Raw genomic sequence first — 17,926 nt, 5'->3', positions numbered from 1 at the left:
TCCGCGTGGAGCGCTGGACCGGTTCAGCCGCGCTTGCTCGGGGCGACCTCGCGCACCATCACGCAGTTGCCCAGACCCTTGGGCCGGTCGTAGGTGAAGCCCTCGCGCTCGTACATCGTGCGGGTGCCGTTGTAGAGGAACGACGAGTTCTTCTTCCGGACCCCGCCGGTGTCGTGCGGGTAGCCCTCGACCAGGCCGCCGCCGGCCTGCGCGATCAGCTCGACGGCACCGCGCAGGGCGATCGCCGCCAGGCCCTGACCACGAAGGCCGCGCTCGACCAGGATGCAGGTCACCCGGTAGTCGGGCAGTCGCTCCGCAGTGGCCAGGTATTCCTTGCGGTGCTGGATGTTGGGCAGCTCCTCGGGTGATCCGTACTCCGCCCAGGCGACGGCCCGATCGCCGTCGTAGACCAGCGCCGCGTGCGCGATCCCATCGGCCACCAGACGTTGCTTGAGCGCCCGATTTCCCTCGGCGCTCTGGCCCTTCTCCGCGCAGGCGGGATGGAAATGCGTGCACCAGCAGCTGGCGAACATGCCCTTGTTCCGCTCGACGAGAGCGGCGAAGTCGTCGAACGTCTCCGGCGTGAGCGCCTTGATCCTGAAGTCGGACATACTCGCAACGTACCCCCGATTCCGGACGCTCTGCGTCCGGTAGCCCACACTGCCAGGCGCCCATGCGGTCGCCCCGGCTCCTAGCTGTCGCGGATCAATTGGCGGACTTGTGTCGCGCATCCGTTGGCGGATCACAGCCTGCGGGGCCCTGCAGAGAGTTCGTGGTGCCGCTCGTGGTGCGCTGGAAGCCGGGCGACCACTGGGGCATCGGCCATCGCACGCACATGACGAGATGAGTGCGCGTTCGGATCACCTGGCATGCCCGGGCATCACCGCGGGGGCGCGGTGCAGGTCGCCGCGCCGACGGACCCGACGTGGCCGATTCGATCGCAGGGCTGCCGGATCGGTTCGACCCCGACAATGACGCGGATGCAGAGTTGCTGCGTCGTCTTGGCCTGGCCAGAGAGGGCCTCGTTGATGCGCTCGGTGGCGAACTATGAGGTGACCGCCGATGGGCGGCGACATTGGATCGCCTGCCTGAGGCGCGGACGTGCGGCGCGACTGGGGATCGCCGGAGCTGGCACTGCATGCTTAGGATGAGTTCGTCGTCGGCTCGCTGGGTCGGATGATCTTCCACTGCGACGGAGAGGGGGTTCGCCATGGTGTCCATTTCGGCGCGGGAGGACAGGGAGATCGAGGCGGCAAACGCCTCCGGTACCACGCCGGTCGTCTTCGTCCACGGTCTCTGGCTGCTGCCGAGCAGCTGGGCCAACTGGGCAGACTTGTTCCAGCAGGCCGGATACGCGCCGCTGACGCCGGACTGGCCCGACGATCCTGAGACGGTTGAGCAGGCGCGGGCGAACCCGGATGCCCTTGCCAAGAAGACACTGAAGCAGGTTGCCGACCACACCGCCGACGTGATCGGCAAGCTCGAGAAGAAGCCCGTCGTGATGGGCCACTCGACCGGCGGACTGGTCGCCCAGATGCTCGCCGGCCGTGGGCTGTCGGCAGCCACGGTTGCCATCGACCCGGGCGTGTTTCGCGGCGTCCTGCCGCTGCCCCTGTCCACGCTCAAGACGGCCGGACCCTTCCTGGTGAACCCCCGCTATCGGGGCAGAGCCATCACGCTCACCTTCGACCAGTTCAACTACGGCTGGGCGAACGCCCTCAATGACGACGAGGCGCACCGCCTGTACGACACCTACCACGTGGCCGGGTCGGGGATCGCGCTGGCGCAGATGGGCACTGCCAACCTGAACCCCTGGACCGAGTCGAAGGTCGACACGAAGAACCCCGACCGGGGCCCGCTGCTGATCCTCGACGGGGAGAAGGACCACACGGTTCCCTGGGCGATCGCGAACGCCGCCTACAAACGGCAACGGCGCAACCCGAGCGTCACCGAGATCAAGAAGATGCCCGACCGCGGCCACGCGCTGACCATCGACCACGGCTGGGAAGAAGTCGCCCAGACCGCGCTCGACTTCATCAGGCGGTTCGTCCCGGCCAAAGCGAGCTAGCCAGCCTCGATCTCCCGCCGGAGCTCCCGCCCGGCGGGACCTCGGCCAACTACCACCACGTGCTCGTCTACATCAGGTCATCGACATCGGCCGCGGACCGGTCATCCGTGCCCCGACCAGCGCGACTCACCGGACTCGATCCGTCGCGTCGGTCTAGCGGCTGACGGCGGTTCGGAGACCCCAACCGAAGCGATAGAGGGGGTCGTAATCGCGGTCGCCGATGTTGATCGGCTCCTGGTCGGCGCTGCGTGGCCAGGTGTGGGACAGCTTGCCGGTGAATGGGCGCTGGCCGAACAGTACGTCGGCCACGCCCTCGCCCTGCGACCCAGGGAGCCAGGACGCCACCAGTGCATCGATCGTGCTGAGCTGCGCCGGCGGGATCACCTGCGGTCGGCCGGACACGACCAGCACCACGCACTTGGCGATCGCACCGCATACCTTGTCGATGACAGTCTGGTCCACTGCTTGCAGGTCGAGGCTCTTCGCTTCGCGCGGTACTCCACCGTCCTCCGGGTCGAACGCCCACTCAGGACCACCGACGTCGCCGAAGCCCTCCGCATAAGGAGTTTCGCCGACGACCACGACCGCAATATCACTGCCCGCGGTCGGGGCCGAGCCGTCCTTGCTGTACGTCACCTGCGCATCCGGAGCGACCTGCCGGATGCCGTCGAGGATCGTGTTGCCCGGCAGCCGGTGCTGGCCCGAAGCGCCTTGCCAGCTGAGCGTCCAGCCGCCCGCCTGGTTGCCCATGTCGTCGGCGTTGCGGCCGGCGACGTACACCTTGGCGTCCTTCCTCAACGGCAGCAGACCGCCGGTGTTCTTCAGCAGCACCTGCGATTTCGCGACGGCCTCTCGCGCGAGCGCCCGATGCTCCGCAGACCCCACCTTGGCGAGGTGCGTGCGGTCGGTGTACGGCTTCTCGAAGAGGCCCAACTCGAACTTCTTCGCCAGGATCCGCCGTACGGCGTCGTCCAGGCGCGCCTGCGACACCCGGCCGGCCCGGACCTCGTCAAGCAGGGTGGTCTCGAACTGCAGCGCCGAGAACGGCTCCATGAACATGTCGATGCCGGCGTTCACCCCGGTCCGGACCTGCGTCGGCCAGTCGCCAGGGATCTGGTGGATCCCCTCCCAGTCGGAGATGACGAAGCCGTCGAACCCGAGCCTGCCCTTGAGGACGTCGGTCACGAGTTCACGGTTCGCGTGCATCTTGACCGGGTTCCCGATGCCGTCCTCGGTCCAGTCGACGCTGGAGAACGACGGCATCACGGTGCCGGCGTCGTGACGTCGTACGGCGGCCTGGTACGGCGCGAGGTCGATCCGCGCGAAGTCGTGCCGGTTCGTGACTGTCACACCTTGGTCGATGGTGTAGTCGCCGGCCGCGGTGTCGAATTCGGTGTCGCCGTCACCGGCGTAGTGCTTGGCGGTCGCCAGCACCCGGTCGACGTCCGTGAGACGGGTGCCCTGGAAGCCTTCGATGGCCGACGCGAACCGGGTGACCAGCCCCGGATCCTCGGCGAAGCTCTCGTAGGTCCTCCCCCAGCGCGTGTCCCGCGCGACGCACACGCAGGGTGCGAAGGCCCATTGCGGACCGGTCGCGCGGGTCTCCTCGGCGACGACATGCTCGATCCGCTCGACCAGCCGCGGATCCCGGGTCGAACCCAGGCCGATGTTATGCGGGAAGACCGTTGCCCCCAGCAAATTTCCGTGGCCGTGTACCGAGTCGACGCCATACAGGAGAGGAATCTGTAATCGGGTCCGCAACGCGGCGGCCTGGAACCGGTCGACCATGTCGGCCCATGCCTGCGGGGTGTTCGGTGTCGGCACCGAGCCGCCACCGGACAGCACCGAACCGAGCCGCCAGGCGGTGACAAGTGTCGGGTCGTCCGAGACGGCGCCGCGCTCTGCCTGCGTCATCTGGCCGACCTTCTCCTCCAGTGTCATCCTGCCCAGCAGATCCTGGACGCGGGACCGCACCGGCAGTCTCGGGTCGAGATAGGCCTGCCCGGTGTTACTGATCAGCGGACGGCCTAACGCATCGGTCGGGTACGACGTCAGGCCGGGGTCGGAAGGAAAGGCGGTTCTGCCTGCATCGGCGGACGGCGTGGTGGCAAGTGCTAGGACGAGTGCGCCTGCGATCGCTGCGTGGGTGGTCCGGCGTGCCCAGATGCTACGTGGTGATTCGCTCAAACGCATGACGAGCTCCTCGGGGCGAGTAGGCGGTGGAGCGCTTTCATTGCCACGCTCCGGCGACACGCACCCGAGGTCAAGACGTTGCGCCCGCCCATGCGCCGGACGGCGCCGATCGCGGCTGGTGCGGACGCCTGTCGGACCCGGAACGGCTGAGGCAGACTTGGTGATGGGACAGGGCTCGGCGTTGGCCGCAGCCAGGGCCGACTGTGCGGCCTGGATGTCGGGGCGATCTGCTGGGTCAGCGAAATGGACTCATTCGTGCTGGTGGAAGCCACGTGCTGGCAGATCGGGAGCGACCATGCCCGAGCGCAACCCCACTCCGGATCAAGCCTTGCACGCCATCGCCGGGCGCTGGCAGACGTCCGGCGAGGTCGTCGGCGAACCAGGCACCACCGTCGTCGGAACTGATACCTATGAGGTGCTCGTGGGCGGCCATTTCCTCGTCCACCACGTCGATGTGACCGTCGGGGACGGGCCGGTTCGAGCGATCGAGATCATCGGCGAGCCCGATCCGGCCGGCGGCTACCTCGCCCGAAGCTTCGACAGCGACGGCAACGCCGAGCTCATGCACCTCACGATCGACGAGCGCGGCGTCTTCCATTTCGCCGGTGGCGGCGACATCGCAACCGCGGCCCAGCCGGCCGGCACGTCCACTGCCCGCGTCCGCTCGACGCTGACCGTCGCCGAGGATCGTCGGTCGATGCGCGCGCTGTGGGAGCGGTCCGAGGACGGTATCGCCTGGGCGCCGTGGATGGACATCGCGTTCCGAAACGACAGCGCAGAATCATCGACGGACACAGTCCCGGCCCCGCACCCCGAGCTGCGGAGGCTCGAACCGCTCATCGGGACCTGGCGTTGCGACGACCGGACCGAGGACACCACCTTGTTCGGCTCCGGCGTTCCGGTGACGAGCGCCGACCGGTTCTCCTGGCTGGACGGCGGCTACTTCCTGGTTCAGAGCTACGAGACCGCGTTCGGGGACGAGCCGCCCCAGCAGGGAATCAACTACTGGTACTACGACGCCGGCACCGGAACGTTCCGCATCATCTTCTTCAGCAACAACGGCCCGTTCACCGAGAACGGCAATCGCTACCAGGGCAGGGTCGGTGACAGCACGCTCACCTTTGTGGGTCCCGCCCGATTCCAGTACGCCCTCGACGAAGACGGACTGGTCGCCGTCAACCCCGACGGGACGATCTCGGTTGTGTGGTCGATCCGCGCCGACGCGGGCGAGTGGGAGCCCTGGATGGTCAACACTTTCACCAGGGTCGACTGACCGCCGGCGCGGGCCGGGTCACCCCTTGGTGGCTGGATGTACAGGTTGCGGTCAGCTGTGGGGGTACAGCCAGCCGTGGAGCAGCCGGGTGACTCGCGGCATCACGACCCAGGTCATGATCGGGACCGTCACGGCCGTGGTGATGGCCAGCCGGACGACGAGGGGCAACCCTTCGAGCAGCGGACCGAGGATCACGACTACGAGCGTGATCGGCGGAAAAATGGTGATCCAGGTGAGCAAGTTGTGAACTTCATGATCTGCTCCTACTCGGCGTAGGGCTGGTCCTCGCCCTGAGCGCTGTAGCCGATGCTCCAGATGTAGGCGTCCAGGTCAGCGAACGTGCCGCCGTACCCGCCCCACGCCGCCGTAGTCCCTCGTGGCTGGCTCGGACACGAACGCCACTCCCCTGGCCCGGCGGCGCGCCATGGCGGGTACCACCGCGTCAGCATCGGCGGACAGCAACGCGTTGATGATCGACTGCAACAGGCTGCGCATCAGATCGGGCGACGCCCCGGCCACGGCTTCGCCAAGCAGGCCGGCAGGGTCGACAATGTGTGGTGCGGTCATCGTGATGGGTCCTCGAGGATTCTGTGGAAGGTTGACTCGAAGGATCAGGCGGTGGCCGCGTCCTCGTCCACGACGAGCTCGGCGACCGCGCTACACCACTATCAGGGATTCAACTGGGCCCGCTCGGGCCCGGGCACCGTGCACGTTCTGCGTCACCGAGAGATCCTAGGCAGTCAGCTTCGCGGTTCCCCGATCATCGGGCGGGTGCTTATGTCGTACGAGGGGCACACCTTGCCAGCCAGGAATATCCGAGACGCGAGGAGCCAAAGCCATGATGACCGTCGTCACGACCGTGACCCTGAAGGACGAGGCAGGAAGTCAGTGGGACCGGGCGATGCACAAGCGCGTCCGGGCCGCCGCCGAGATGGACGGATGGGTCGCTGTGCAGCTGCTCAGACAGGCCGACGACCCGCAGCGGCGGGCGATCATCGGCACGTGGCAGTCACGGGAGCACTGGGCCCGCTGGCACGACGACGAAGCGTTCAGGGCAACCCGCGCGGAACTGGCCGGGCTGGAGGACGGACCGTCCAATACCGTCTGGTACGACGTCGTGGAGGAGCAGGACTAGGACTTGAGGCGCCCGCATGGAAAGGTGGGTTTGTTGGAGTTCGCGTGCCGCTAGCGCGGCCATTGACGCTCCAGGAGGTCTCCGCATGGACGTGCGACTACTCAGGTTCGGCGCCATCGAGGTCGATGGGCGGGAGTACGAACACGACATCGTCATCGAAGGCGGTCGGGTTCGGAAGCGAAAGAAGAAGCCCTCGAAGCCATACCGAAACGAGTTCGGGCACACGCCAGTGTCGGCCGCCGAGGAGCTCCCGTGGGGCGGAAGCAGGCTGATCATCGGCACCGGCGTCCACGGCTCGCTGCCGATCATGCCCGACGTCACCGACGAAGCTGGCCGCCGAGGCGTGGAGCTCACCGCCATCCCAACAAAGGACGCTTGCCGCCTGATCACGAGCGTCGACAGGCGTGAGGTCCACGCAGTACTCCACGTCACCTGCTGACTGTGATCAGCGCCCACTCACCAGTTGCTTCGCCTTCGCGGGCGCGGTACCGAGGGCGGCGCTGAAGTGCGCCGAAGCTGAGCCGGCCATCGACCAGGATGACGAGTTCACCGTCTATCTTGAGCCGGAAACTTGGGTTGTGCTGTATTGCTTGGCCGTGGCCGTTGTGGACATGTCCACAACGGCGTGGCTGACCTGGTGGCCGCCGCACGCCCGATTCTCATCTGAGCTCGGGAGGGGGTGACACTGTGGCCACGGGCAACTTGTCGCCCGAGCTCACCGAGCCGGTCGAGCTCGCCGGGGCAGTCGAACGGCTGCTGCCTGGTGAGCACGGCAGGCCGGGCGGGTCACCTACCTGCTCGACGGGATCATGGAGCACCGGGACTCCCAGGCCGGGGGCGGTGTCATCTCCACGGCGACACCCAGTGAATGACGGCCGGCAGTGGGTTGCTCCATATCGAGGCCCAGCCGGAGCACCTGGTGCTGAGCAGCCGGCCTGTTCCACGGCATCCAGCTCTGGGTGAACCTGCCGAAGGCACGGAAGTGGGCCCCACCCCGCTACCAGGACATCCGCGGCGGCGATTCCGCGCTGCTGTCCACGCTGGACGGGGTTCGCTGATCCGGGTGACCGCGGCTCGCAAGAAAACTGCCCCTCGCGCTCGGAGCCATAATGAGCGTACGCTCATGAGCAAAGGTTCATGAACAACCGCTCATATCAAGGAGACGACCATGACACAGGTGTCGGTCCGAGGACTGACGAAGCATTTCGGCTCGGTGCGCGCAGTCGAGGACCTGACCTTCGAGGTGCCGTCCGGGCAGGTGACCGGCTTCCTCGGGCCGAACGGTGCGGGAAAGACGACGACGCTGCGGATGGCGCTGGGCCTGGTCCGCCCGACAGCCGGTGAGGCACTGATCGGAGGGCGCCGGTACGCCGAGCTCGCCGAGCCGCGGCGGGTCGTGGGTGCGCTGCTCGAGGCGACCAGCTTCCACCCCGGCCGCCGGGCCCGGGACCACCTCCGTGTACTCGCACAGCCGGTCGGCGTACCGGCCGGGCGGGTGGACGAGATGCTCGAGCTGGTCGGTCTCATCGAGGCGGCGGACCGCCGGGTGAGCGGTTACTCGCTGGGCATGCGGCAGCGGCTCGGCCTGGCTTCGGCACTGCTCGGGGATCCGGACGTGCTCATCCTCGACGAGCCGGCCAACGGGCTCGACCCCGCCGGTATCGCCTGGCTGCGCGACCTGCTCCGGAAGGAGGCGAAGAACGGGCGCGCCATCCTCGTGTCCAGTCACGTACTCAGCGAGGTGGCCCAGACCGTCGATCAGGTCGTGATCGTGCACGAGGGACGGCTCCGGTTCGCGGGCCCGCTCGACAGCCTCGGCGAGGACTCGCTCGAGACCGCCTTTCTGAACCTGACCGGCGCGCAGTGAAGGAGCAGATGATGACTGGGATCAAGAACGAATTCCTCAAGCTGCGCACCGTCCGCAGCCCGCTCCTTCTCCTGACTGCCGCCCAGCTGGTGGTGCTGGCAGGTGTCAGCGGACTCTTCGTCAGCGGTGCGGATCTCCGCGACCCGGCGACACCGCTGCGTGCGGTCGGGCACGCCGGCCTCGTCTCCATCTTCTCCCTGGTGCTGGGCATCGTCGGCGTCGCGGGCGAGTACCGTCACAAGACCATCACCGACACCTACCTAGGTACGCCGCGGCGCGAGCGGGTGATCACCGCGAAGCTCCTGGTGTACGCCGCCGCGGGTGCCGTGCTCGGTCTGGTCAGCGCACTGGTGGCCTTCGGCGCGACCGCCCTCTGGCTGTCCGGCAAGGGCAGTTCCCTCGACCTATCCGATCCCGCGCTCTGGCGGACGCTGGCAGGCTGCGTGATCTGGAACGCGTGCTTCGGCGCGATAGGGGTGGGACTTGGCGCCCTGATCCGCAACCTGGTCGGCGCCGTCGCTGCGGCATTGGCCTGGATCGCCCTGGTCGAGGGCATCGTCGGCCAGCTCGTCGGAGGCTTCGACCGCTGGCTGCCGTTCAACAGCGGACTGGCCCTGGAAGATGTGCCGACGCCCGGAATCGAGCTGCTGCCACAGTGGGGCGGCGGGCTGGTGCTCGCGGCCTACGCGCTGTTGTTCGCGCTGGTCGCGGTGTCGACTACGGTTAGGCGCGATGTCTCCTAGACGCGCCAAAGCCGTGCGGGGCCGGGTCGGCGACGACCCGGCCACTGCGCTACGCGAGCACCTGATCGACACCGCCGAGAAGCTGCTCGGCGAACGGCAGGTCTCGACCATCACAACCCGCGACATCGCCCGCTCGGCCGGGGTTTCCGACGGCGTGCTCTACAACTACTTTGCGGCCAAGCACGAGCTTCTCGTCGCCGCCCTGGTCCGCCGGTACGCCGGGTCGGTGACCCGGTTCGACACCGACCTGCCGGTTGCCGGCAGTGGCACCGTCGAGGACAACCTCATCGCCTACGCGCAGGCCGCGGTGGACCTGGTCACCGAGACCCTGCCGACCGCGGCCGGCCTGATGTCGGAGCCGGCTCTGCTGCACCGCTTCATCGAAGAGATCCACCGGCAGCCGTTCGGTCCGCACCGGCTGCGCCAGCCCATCAGCGACTATCTCGCCGCCGAGCAGCAGCTCGGCCGCCTGGGCACGTTCGACATCGAAGCCGCGATCAGCTTGATCATGGGGCCCGCCATCATGCTGGGATTCGCCGCACTCATCTCCGGCGCCTCCCAAGACGAACTCACCGAGCAGATCCCCGGGATCGTCCGGACGTTGCTCACCGGCATCCAGGCCGGGGGTCAGTAGGCGCCGGAGTTGTCGAGGTCACTACGTTCTCCCACAGCCGCTGCATGCTTGAGCACCTCGTCGGGGTCGGCCCGCCGACGCCGATTCCACAGGTGCAGGAACAACGAAGAACGGCGTTCGCCCAGCATCATGCCCTTCGTGCACAGCACAACGTTGACGAGGCGCAGGTGACGTTCGTGCGTCGCGCCACGCCCAGAGGCGCCGCGAGGCGTACAGATTTCCCTCCCCCGCGAGCAGTGTCGAAGACCCCGCGAACCTAGAGCGTCCACAACAGGAAACAGGGGTCTTCATCGGCAAGTCGCGGACGTGTTGCACGCCGTTCTGAAGACCTCAGACAACGCCGTCCAGCACCACCCTATCCGGAAGCTGCCTGGCGGCCGCGGCCCCGACGTCGGGGAACTGCGTGGTCAGGTCCTTGCCGTTTGGGCGACCGGCCCGAGTTGTTCGGCTCCATGCCGATCACCTGGCGGGTCTCGAGCTGCTCGCTGCGGGCCCGCCGAGCGCCGAGATCGCGTCCTGGCCGTTCCTGAGCGTCAAGACCATGGAACACCACGTGAGCCGCATCCTGGCCAACTTGGTCTGCGCAGCCGATCGGAGGCCGCCGCATACCTGCTGCGGCATGGCTAGCCCGGCATGCGCTCGCGCGGCTCGGCGACGGCAGCCCGGCGGTGTCCGTCGGGACACTGCCGGGCCGCCGTCGCGCCAGGCTGATGGTGGTCAGTCGGCTACCACCGCCTTGAGTACGTCGACCTTGGCCGCGGACCGGGCCGGGCCGACGGCGGCCAGTACACCGGCCACCGCCGCGAGCGCCACGTAGAGCGCCACCTGCAGGCCGGGAACGGAGGTCGACTTGATTCCTTCATCCGCCAGTGCCCGCGCCAGCGCCGCACCCAGGCCGATGCCGAGGCCGGTGCCGGCGAGCGCACCCATGAGGGAGATCACCACCGACTCCCAGCGCACCATCGCCCGGACCTGACCACGGGTCATGCCGATCGCCCGGAGCAGGCCCAGCTCACGGGTCCGCTCGTACACCGACAGCACCAGGGTGTTGACGATGCCCAGCAGCGCGATCAGGACCGCCAGCAGCAGCATCACCGTCACGAAGGTGACCAGCTTGTCGATGAAGCCGCTCGCCTCCTTCTCGAAACCCTTACGGTCCAAGACCTTGGCGTCCGGGTGGTCGGCCAACGCCTCGACGACGGCCTTCCGCACAGTCGCCGTCTCGGCACCGTCGACGAGCGTGATCAGCCCGGACGCTGTGAGCTGCGGGCCCGCGTAGGCGGTCTGGGCGGCGAAGCTGATGACGAAGTCGTTGTCGATCCAGCCCTTGGTGTCGTAGACGCCGACCACCCGCAGGTCGTGCCTGCCGGTCTCGGCGAACTCCGACCGGATCACGTCGCCGACCTTCCATCCGTGCGACGTCGCGGCCGACTTCGAGAGCACGACCCCGTTGGTGCCGAGATCCGACAGCGAGCCGGACGACAGCCCCAGGTTCAGCACCGCACCGGCCGTCGCCGGGTCCACCGCGGCGTAGCTCGACCCCTCGCCGGCGAAGCGGGCCTGGCCCCAGCCGGTGGCCGAGACCTTGTCCACACCGGGGACACCCTTGACCGCCTTGATCGCCTCGGGGCTGAAGCCTGCGGACTGGATGCTCGAGGGAGTCACGAACAGAGTGGCGTTCGTCGAATCACCAATAGCGTTGCCGAACGAGGCCTTCAGTGAGGCGGCGAACACGCCCATGCTGACGACCAGGGTCAGGCCGACCATCAGCGCGGCCGCGGTCGACGAGGTACGTCGCGGGTTGCGCATCGCGTTCTGCCTCGCCAGCTCACCGGGCATGCCACGCAGCCGCAGCGGTACGGCGATCAGCGACGCCAGCGGCCGGGCGACCACCGGCATCAGGATGATGACACCGGACACGACACCCAGTAGCCCGACGCCGAAGGCCGCCATGCTCGCGTCGCCGTACAACGCCGAGAGCACGCCCGCCACGCCGAGACCCATGACGACGACGCCAACCACGGCGCGCTTCCACGTCGGCTTGCCGGAGCCGGGCACCGCGTCGCGCAGCGCCTCCACCGGCAGCACCTTCGTGGCCCGGTGTGCCGGGACCAGCGCCGCCACGGCCGTCACCAGGGTGCCGACCAGCAGCGACACCCAGATGGTGCGAGGCTGCAGCTGCAGCGTCGTAGTCGGCAGGCTGAAGCCGACCGCGCCCATCAGCAGGTTCAGCCCCTTGGCGACGAGTACGCCGAGACCGATGCCGGCGGCCGACGCCGAGGCGCCGAGCAGCAGTGCCTCGAGGATGAGGCTGCGGCGAACCTGACGGCGGGTGGCGCCGATGGCCCGCAGCAACGCGATCTCCCGCGACCGCTGGGTGACGGTCATCGTGAACGTGTTCCAGATGATGAACGAGCCCACGAACAAGGCGATACCGGCGAAGGTCGAGAACACGTACGACACGATCTTCAGGTCCTCCTTGACCGCGTCCGAGGCCTCCTTCGCCACGGTCGCGCCGGTGACAGCCTCGGTGCCCTTCGGCACAACTGCGCTGAGCCGCTTCACCAGCTCGGCCTGGCTGATCCCGGGCTCCGCGCTGACGTTGATCGCGTCGACGTGCCCCGGCGTGCCGAGCAGCTTCTGGGCGGTGGCGGGGTCGAAGTACGCCGACGTCGAGCCGCCGAGGTCCTTCTGGCCGCCGAAGCCGACGGTGCCGACGACGGTGAACTCCTGCGTCGGGCCGCGGAACAGCACCTTGATCGCGGATCCCAGCGCGATGTGGTGCTTCTTCGCGCTGGTGGCGTCGATCGCCACCTGGTGCGGCCCCGACGGCGCGGCCCCGGTGAGGATCTCCACGTCGCCGCGCAGGGTGGTGTCGGCCGGCAGGCTGTAGCCCATCGTGGGGGCTCCCCCGCTGGTCAGCACGGCCCGGCCGGCGTTGTCGGTCAGCAGCGCGTAGCCGCTGACCTCGCCCTCGGCGGCGCGTACGCCATCGACCGAGCGAACCTGCTGCAGCGCCGACGCCGCTATCGGTCCTCGGCTGATGCCGGCGCCCTCCGCCTGGCTGTAGGCGGCCGTGGTGCGGACCACTGCGTCGGTACCGGAGGTGACCTTGCCGAACAGCTGGTCGAACGCCAGATGCATGGTGTCGGTCAGGACGAGAGTCCCGGCCAGGAACGCGACCCCGAGCGCGATCGAGGCCATGGTCAGCGCAAGTCTCACCTTGTGGGCGAGCATGCCTCTGACAGTCGAGATGAACATGTCAGGCTCCTAGGTGTTTCATGTAGTCGAGTACGGCGTCGGCAGTCGGCTCGTGCATCTCGTCGACGACGTGGCCGTCGGCCAGGAAGAGGACCCGGTCGGCGTAACCGGCCGCGGTCGGGTCGTGGGTGACCATGACGACGGTCTGACCGAACTCGTGGACCGCCGTGCGGAGGAACTCGAGCAGCTCGGTGCCGGACGCCGAGTCGAGCGCGCCGGTGGGCTCGTCGGCGAAGACGATCTGCGGACGCGAGGCCAGGGCGCGAGCCGCGGCCACCCGTTGCTGCTGGCCGCCGGACAACTCGGTGGGACGGTGTCTGAGTCGCTCGGACAGCCCGAGCCGCTCGATGATCGTCTGGACCCAGAACTCGTCGGGCTTGCGGCCGGCGATGCGCATCGGGAGGACGATGTTCTCCGCGGCGGACATCGTCGGCAGCAGGTTGAAGGACTGGAAGATGAAGCCGATCCGGTCCCGGCGCAGCAGCGTCAGCGCCTTGTCGTTGAGCTTGGTGATCTGGGTGTCGCCGAGGTAGACCTCCCCCGACGTGGGCCGGTCGAGACCCGCGAGCATGTGCAGCAGCGTCGACTTACCCGAACCTGACGGACCCATGATCGCCGTGAATCGGCCGGAGTCGAGTTCGACGTCGACGTCCTTGAGCGCCGCAACCGCTGCGTCGCCGGTGCCGTAGAACTTGCTGACGCCGACGGCTCGAGCCGCGGCCGTGGTCCGAGTGGTGGTGGTCATGGTGGTGGTGATGGACATGTGATTCCCCTGTGCCTGGTTTCAGCCCCCCGGTCGAGCGGCGTGTAACCAGGAAAGGCGTTCCGGCTGCTTGCTCCCATCGGGCTGGGCGCACGACGTACGGGCGCTGGCCGCGTGCCATCTGCGGGCGATCGTGCGGCCAACCCCACCCTTAGGGGTTCGGGTAGAGCCCTCCCGCCGCGCCGCGGATGGGCGCAGACTGCAGTGGTGAGGAGGCGGTGGAGAAGAGGGCGGTCCCGGCGCGAGCGATTCGCTGCTGTGCTCGTGCTGTGCGGACTGGCCGGCTTCGTGCTGCTGGTGTACGTCGTTGTGGTGCTGGGAGGCGGCGTGCTGATCGGCCACACGTCGTCGCCGCATGTGGGGCTCTCCGTGCTCGCCACGGCCGTTGTCGCACTGGGCTTCGGGCCGGTGCAGTCGTGGCTCGAGAAGATCGTGTCCCAGCTGGTGCGGGGCGGCCGGCCGTCGCCGTACGACGTTCTGAGCCGGTTCTCGGCTGCGTTGACCAGCACCTATGCGAACGAGGAGCTGCCGGCGCGGATGGCCAAGGTGCTCGCGGACGGGACCGGTGCCGCCGGCGCGCAGGTGTGGCTCGTCGTGGACGACCAGCTCACGCTCGCCGCTTCCTGGCCCCCTGGTGCGGGCTCGGCGGCCGGACCGCCCGGAGCCGGCGACGTACCGGGCCGGCGCGAGCTGCCGGTACGCCAGGCCGGGGACCTGCTTGGCGTCCTCGCCATCCAGGAACGCGACGACGTACCACTCTCACCGGTCGAGGAACGGCTGTTCGCGGGGCTCGCCGACCAGGCCGGACTGGCGCTGCGCGGGGCCCGGCTGCGAGCCGAGCTCGGGCGCCGGTTCGAGGAGTTGTCCACCCGGGCGGAGGAGCTGAGGGTTTCGCGGCAGCGACTCGTCGACGCGCAGGACGCCGAGCGACGACGGCTCGAACGGGACATTCACGACGGCGCCCAGCAGCACCTCGTGGCTCTTGCCGTGAACCTGCGGCTCGCCCACACGCTGGCGGGGCGGTCGCCCGAGCGGGCCGATCAGCTGATCGCGGCGCAGGGTACGGCGGCAACGGCGACCATCGACACGCTGATCAGCCTGTCGCGAGGCATCTATCCCAGCCTGCTTGCCGACGAGGGACTGGTCGCGGCGCTGGGGACCGCGATCTCCACGAGCCCGATCCCGGCCGAGCTGCACGCTACATACGCCGGCCGGTACTCCGCCGAGGTGGAGGCCGCGGCGTACTTCTGCCTGCTGGAGGCTATGCAGAACGCCGCGAAACACTCGACCGCGCGCTCGATCCGGGTGGAGCTGCGAGCAGACCCCGACCTGCTCACGGCGATCGTTCGGGACGACGGCGCGGGCTTCGACCCCGGTACGACGGGTTCCGGCACGGGTCTGGCCAACATGCGCGACCGCATCGAGGCGGTGGGCGGCACCCTGACGATCGAGACCGCGCCCGGCCGCGGCACCATCGTCGACGCGCGCCTTCCGGACCGACGGAAGGACTGACATGCACGCCCGGGTGGCTTGGATGCTGACGGCACTCACCGTCCTGGTCGCGGTTGGAGACGTCTCGATCACCGCGGGGAACTGGCCGCTGCTGTCCGAGGAAGCCGTCGCCGTCCACGGTTTCCCGTTCGTCACCGGCGCAGCTGTGGGGTCGGCCGCGATGGGCGCGCTGATCGTGTCCCGGTACGCACGGCACCCGATCGGCTGGCTACTCTGCCTGACCGGATTCGCCGGCTCGATCTCGCTGCTGACCGAGGCATACAGCTTCTGGGTGCTCAAGTACGACGGCCCCGGCCCGCGCAGCCTCGGCAGCATCGCCGGATGGACCGCCGTGCTGCTCGGCGGCCAGCTCATCCTCGGCGCGCTGGCGATCATGTACCTGGTTGCGCCGGACGGGCACTTCCTGTCCCGCCGCTGGCGCATCGCGGGCATCGCGACGCTGGTCGGGCTCGGCAGCTGGACCGCCGGACAGTTCACCGTGTCGCCGACCGAGTTCGAGATCGACATGCAGCGCGTCGGCCCCGTCGGCGCTGTGCTCTTCACCGCCGGCATGCTCCTCACCGTCGGTGGTCTGATCGCCGCCACTGTGTCCATGTTTCGCCGGCTGCGGCTCAGCCGAGGCGTGCAACGGCAGCAACTGCGGTTGATCGCCGTCTCCGTTCTGCTGGCGGTCATGGGTCTCGTCTGGCTGCTCGGCGTCCAGCTGTTCAACGGCGGACAGCAGACCTGGGCCGCGAGCCTCCCGCTGTTCGTCTCCTATTTCTGTCTGCCGGTCCTGTTCGCCATCGCCGTACTGCGCTACCGGCTCTACGACATCGAGGTGATCATCAACCGCGCCGTCATTCTTGCCGTCGGCACCGTATTCGCGGCGATCGGGTACACAGGCCTGGTCGTGGCGGTCGCCGCAGTCGTCAATACACAGACGAGCGGGTTCTGGCTGTCGTTGTTCGCCACCTCGCTGGTCGCCCTCGCCTTCCAGCCGCTGCGACGGCGAGTCGTCCGGTTCGCGAACCGGCTCGCCTACGGCGCGCGGGCGCTTCCCTACGAGGCACTGGCGGACTTCAGCCGGCGCCTGACCGAGACACCGTCACCTAGGACACTGCTTCCGGTCGTCGCGGAAGCGGCCGGCCGTGCGGTGTCCGCGGCAAGCTCGAGCGCCGTTCTGCGCGTGCCTCGCGCGGGAGATGTGCAGGAGCACTGGCCGGCCGGCGCGCCGGACCAGGAGCCGGAGTACGACGTGCCCGTACGACATGGTGGCGACACCCTCGGCAGCATCGGAGTCACCATGCCGAAGGGCCGTCGGCTCCGTGCGGTCGACGAGCGACTGCTGCATGACCTGGCCGACCAGACCGCGCAGGCGTTCCGCAACACCGCGATCGAGGCCGAGCTGGCTGAGCACGTGGCGGCCCTCGACCGGACCGCGCAGGCGCTGACCGAGTCGCGGCGCAGGATCATCGCGGCCGATGACGCCGCCCGCCGCCAACTGGAGTCGGCGATCTCACGGGAGGTGCTGCCACACCTCGACACGATGCCGGCCCAGCTCGGCAGCCTGAGCATCGCGGCGTCGGGGTCTGCCGCCCTGGACGAGCTCGAACAGCTCGTGACCCGGACGAACACGGCGCTGGAATCCTTGCGCGAACTGACCCGGGGCGTGTTCCCGACCCAGCTCGCCCGGTCGGGTCTGGTGCCCGCACTGCGGTCACACGTGGCGCGGACCAGTCCGGGCGCCACCCTGCACGTCGGGCCGTCGGCCGACCGGCGGTTCTCTGCCAGGGTGGAGGCGGCGGTCTACTTCTGCTGCGTCGAGGCCCTGCGCGCCGGCTCCGGATCCGCCGAGGTCGACCTGCTGACGACGGGACAGGATCTGGTCGTGCGGATTCGCGGATTCGCCCGCGACGAGGTCGACGTACCGGCGATCGTCGACCGGGTCGAGGCGGTAGGCGGGTCGCCGTCCCTCGACGACGGGGACGTGCTGTCGATCATCGTTCCGCTCGGCGAGGGTGAGTCCGCGACGCCGGGCCTGCGCGCCGGGTCGGTGGTCACCGCGTAGCCGCGGCCCATATGGCTGCCAGCCGGTCTGGTCCGAACGCGGCTTTCGACACGTACGACGCGGCGCCGCAACCGGAGGTGCCGATCTCGTCCTCGTCGTACGTCGAGAGAAGGACAACGACCGGTGCGTCAGGCTCGAGCGTCATACGCCGAGTCGCCTCGATGCCGTCGATGCCGGGCAGATTGACGTCCATGAGGACCAGGTCGGGGTGCAGCCGGTCGACGGCGGTGAGGGAATCCTCACCCGACGCGGCGGAATCCACGACGACGAAGCCGTCCGTCTCGGAGACGACGGCGGCGATCGCCCGGCGGAACGTCTGCTGGTCGTCGACGACCAGGACGCGCACATCTGGCACCTGCGCACCTCCTCGGCGCCATCATGGCGCGGCGGCAACCGGCGCCGACATGGTGCTGGCCGCCCGGCGAGG

At 68.7% G+C, this 17,926-nt stretch carries 17 protein-coding genes and 1 pseudogene; 10 read left to right on the top strand and 8 right to left on the bottom strand.

All coding sequences use genetic code 11. The features are described from left to right. Window positions 1–23: 23 nt before the first annotated feature. Window positions 24–611: a GNAT family N-acetyltransferase gene (locus tag ACIBL3_RS39625; protein WP_396359121.1), complete on the bottom strand. Its 588-nt coding sequence runs from the start codon at window positions 609–611 to the stop codon at window positions 24–26. Between the two features lie 314 nt (window positions 612–925). Here ACIBL3_RS39625 and ACIBL3_RS39620 point away from each other — a divergent pair, with 314 nt between their 5' ends. Both ACIBL3_RS39620 and ACIBL3_RS39615 read left to right on the top strand, forming a co-directional pair. Beyond that, window positions 926–1,051: a hypothetical protein gene (locus ACIBL3_RS39620; protein WP_396359119.1), complete on the top strand. Its 126-nt coding sequence runs from the start codon at window positions 926–928 to the stop codon at window positions 1,049–1,051. A 159-nt stretch (window positions 1,052–1,210) separates the two neighbouring features. Next, window positions 1,211–2,068: an alpha/beta hydrolase gene (locus ACIBL3_RS39615; RefSeq protein WP_396359117.1), complete on the top strand. Its 858-nt coding sequence runs from the start codon at window positions 1,211–1,213 to the stop codon at window positions 2,066–2,068. Between the two features lie 153 nt (window positions 2,069–2,221). Here the strand turns inward: ACIBL3_RS39615 and ACIBL3_RS39610 are convergent, their stop codons facing one another. Continuing rightward, entirely contained in the window at window positions 2,222–4,261 is a 2,040-nt protein-coding gene (locus ACIBL3_RS39610) for a glycoside hydrolase family 3 protein (protein WP_396359116.1), read from the bottom strand. Window positions 4,262–4,556: 295 nt separating this feature from the next. Here ACIBL3_RS39610 and ACIBL3_RS39605 point away from each other — a divergent pair, with 295 nt between their 5' ends. After that, complete coding sequence (locus tag ACIBL3_RS39605) at window positions 4,557–5,534, top strand: hypothetical protein (RefSeq protein ID WP_396359115.1); 978 nt, start codon at window positions 4,557–4,559, stop codon at window positions 5,532–5,534. Window positions 5,535–5,585: 51 nt separating this feature from the next. Here the strand turns inward: ACIBL3_RS39605 and ACIBL3_RS39600 are convergent, their stop codons facing one another. Together ACIBL3_RS39600 and ACIBL3_RS39595 are read right to left on the bottom strand one after the other, a co-directional pair. Then, a complete protein-coding gene (locus ACIBL3_RS39600) occupies window positions 5,586–5,729 on the bottom strand; it encodes a hypothetical protein (RefSeq protein ID WP_396359113.1) in 144 nt (47 codons plus the stop codon). Between the two features lie 231 nt (window positions 5,730–5,960). Then, a pseudogene (locus tag ACIBL3_RS39595) lies at window positions 5,961–6,101 on the bottom strand (IS256 family transposase); the annotation flags it as partial. 271 nt (window positions 6,102–6,372) lie between these two features. Here ACIBL3_RS39595 and ACIBL3_RS39590 point away from each other — a divergent pair. The 5 genes from ACIBL3_RS39590 to ACIBL3_RS39570 all read left to right on the top strand — a co-directional run bounded on the left by ACIBL3_RS39590 (window position 6,373) and on the right by ACIBL3_RS39570 (window position 9,913). After that, window positions 6,373–6,669 carry an antibiotic biosynthesis monooxygenase family protein gene (locus ACIBL3_RS39590; RefSeq protein WP_396359112.1) on the top strand — a complete coding sequence of 99 codons (297 nt, stop codon included), beginning with the start codon at window positions 6,373–6,375 and terminating at the stop codon, window positions 6,667–6,669. A gap of 85 nt (window positions 6,670–6,754) precedes the next feature. Further along, window positions 6,755–7,108: a hypothetical protein gene (locus tag ACIBL3_RS39585; protein ID WP_396359111.1), complete on the top strand. Its 354-nt coding sequence runs from the start codon at window positions 6,755–6,757 to the stop codon at window positions 7,106–7,108. Between the two features lie 729 nt (window positions 7,109–7,837). Then, window positions 7,838–8,536, top strand: a complete 699-nt coding sequence (locus tag ACIBL3_RS39580) for an ABC transporter ATP-binding protein (protein WP_396359110.1) — start codon at window positions 7,838–7,840, stop codon at window positions 8,534–8,536. An 11-nt stretch (window positions 8,537–8,547) separates the two neighbouring features. Further along, on the top strand, window positions 8,548–9,279 hold the full coding sequence (locus ACIBL3_RS39575) for an ABC transporter permease (RefSeq protein WP_396359109.1): 732 nt from the start codon (window positions 8,548–8,550) through the stop codon (window positions 9,277–9,279). Next, window positions 9,269–9,913, top strand: coding sequence for a TetR/AcrR family transcriptional regulator (locus tag ACIBL3_RS39570; protein WP_396359108.1), 645 nt, complete (start codon window positions 9,269–9,271; stop codon window positions 9,911–9,913). The genes ACIBL3_RS39575 and ACIBL3_RS39570 overlap by 11 nt, the downstream gene beginning before the upstream one ends. Here ACIBL3_RS39570 and ACIBL3_RS39565 read toward each other — a convergent pair. The 3 genes from ACIBL3_RS39565 to ACIBL3_RS39555 all read right to left on the bottom strand — a co-directional run bounded on the left by ACIBL3_RS39565 (window position 9,907) and on the right by ACIBL3_RS39555 (window position 13,919). Beyond that, a complete protein-coding gene (locus ACIBL3_RS39565; protein ID WP_396359107.1) occupies window positions 9,907–10,062 on the bottom strand; it encodes a hypothetical protein in 156 nt (51 codons plus the stop codon). The genes ACIBL3_RS39570 and ACIBL3_RS39565 overlap by 7 nt on opposite strands. Before the next feature lie 568 nt (window positions 10,063–10,630). Then, a complete protein-coding gene (locus tag ACIBL3_RS39560; RefSeq protein ID WP_396359106.1) occupies window positions 10,631–13,174 on the bottom strand; it encodes an ABC transporter permease in 2,544 nt (847 codons plus the stop codon). A 1-nt stretch (window position 13,175) separates the two neighbouring features. Next, entirely contained in the window at window positions 13,176–13,919 is a 744-nt protein-coding gene (locus ACIBL3_RS39555) for an ABC transporter ATP-binding protein (protein ID WP_396359105.1), read from the bottom strand. A gap of 225 nt (window positions 13,920–14,144) precedes the next feature. On the opposite strand from ACIBL3_RS39555, the gene ACIBL3_RS39550 reads away from it, so the two are divergent. Continuing rightward, the gene (locus tag ACIBL3_RS39550) at window positions 14,145–15,449 is read left to right on the top strand and encodes an ATP-binding protein (RefSeq protein WP_396359104.1); all 1,305 of its coding nucleotides are present in this window, start codon (window positions 14,145–14,147) and stop codon (window positions 15,447–15,449) included. Between the two features lie 22 nt (window positions 15,450–15,471). Next, the gene (locus ACIBL3_RS39545) at window positions 15,472–17,499 is read left to right on the top strand and encodes a hypothetical protein (protein ID WP_396359102.1); all 2,028 of its coding nucleotides are present in this window, start codon (window positions 15,472–15,474) and stop codon (window positions 17,497–17,499) included. Here the strand turns inward: ACIBL3_RS39545 and ACIBL3_RS39540 are convergent. Beyond that, the gene (locus ACIBL3_RS39540) at window positions 17,489–17,854 is read right to left on the bottom strand and encodes a response regulator transcription factor (RefSeq protein WP_396359101.1); all 366 of its coding nucleotides are present in this window, start codon (window positions 17,852–17,854) and stop codon (window positions 17,489–17,491) included. The two genes, ACIBL3_RS39545 and ACIBL3_RS39540, sit on opposite strands and share 11 nt — an antisense overlap. Window positions 17,855–17,926 lie beyond the last annotated feature (72 nt).

The organism is Kribbella sp. NPDC050124, from assembly GCF_044460355.1.
Classification (GTDB): Bacteria; Actinomycetota; Actinomycetes; order Propionibacteriales; family Kribbellaceae; genus Kribbella.
This window is presented reverse-complemented; position numbering and strand designations above follow the sequence as displayed.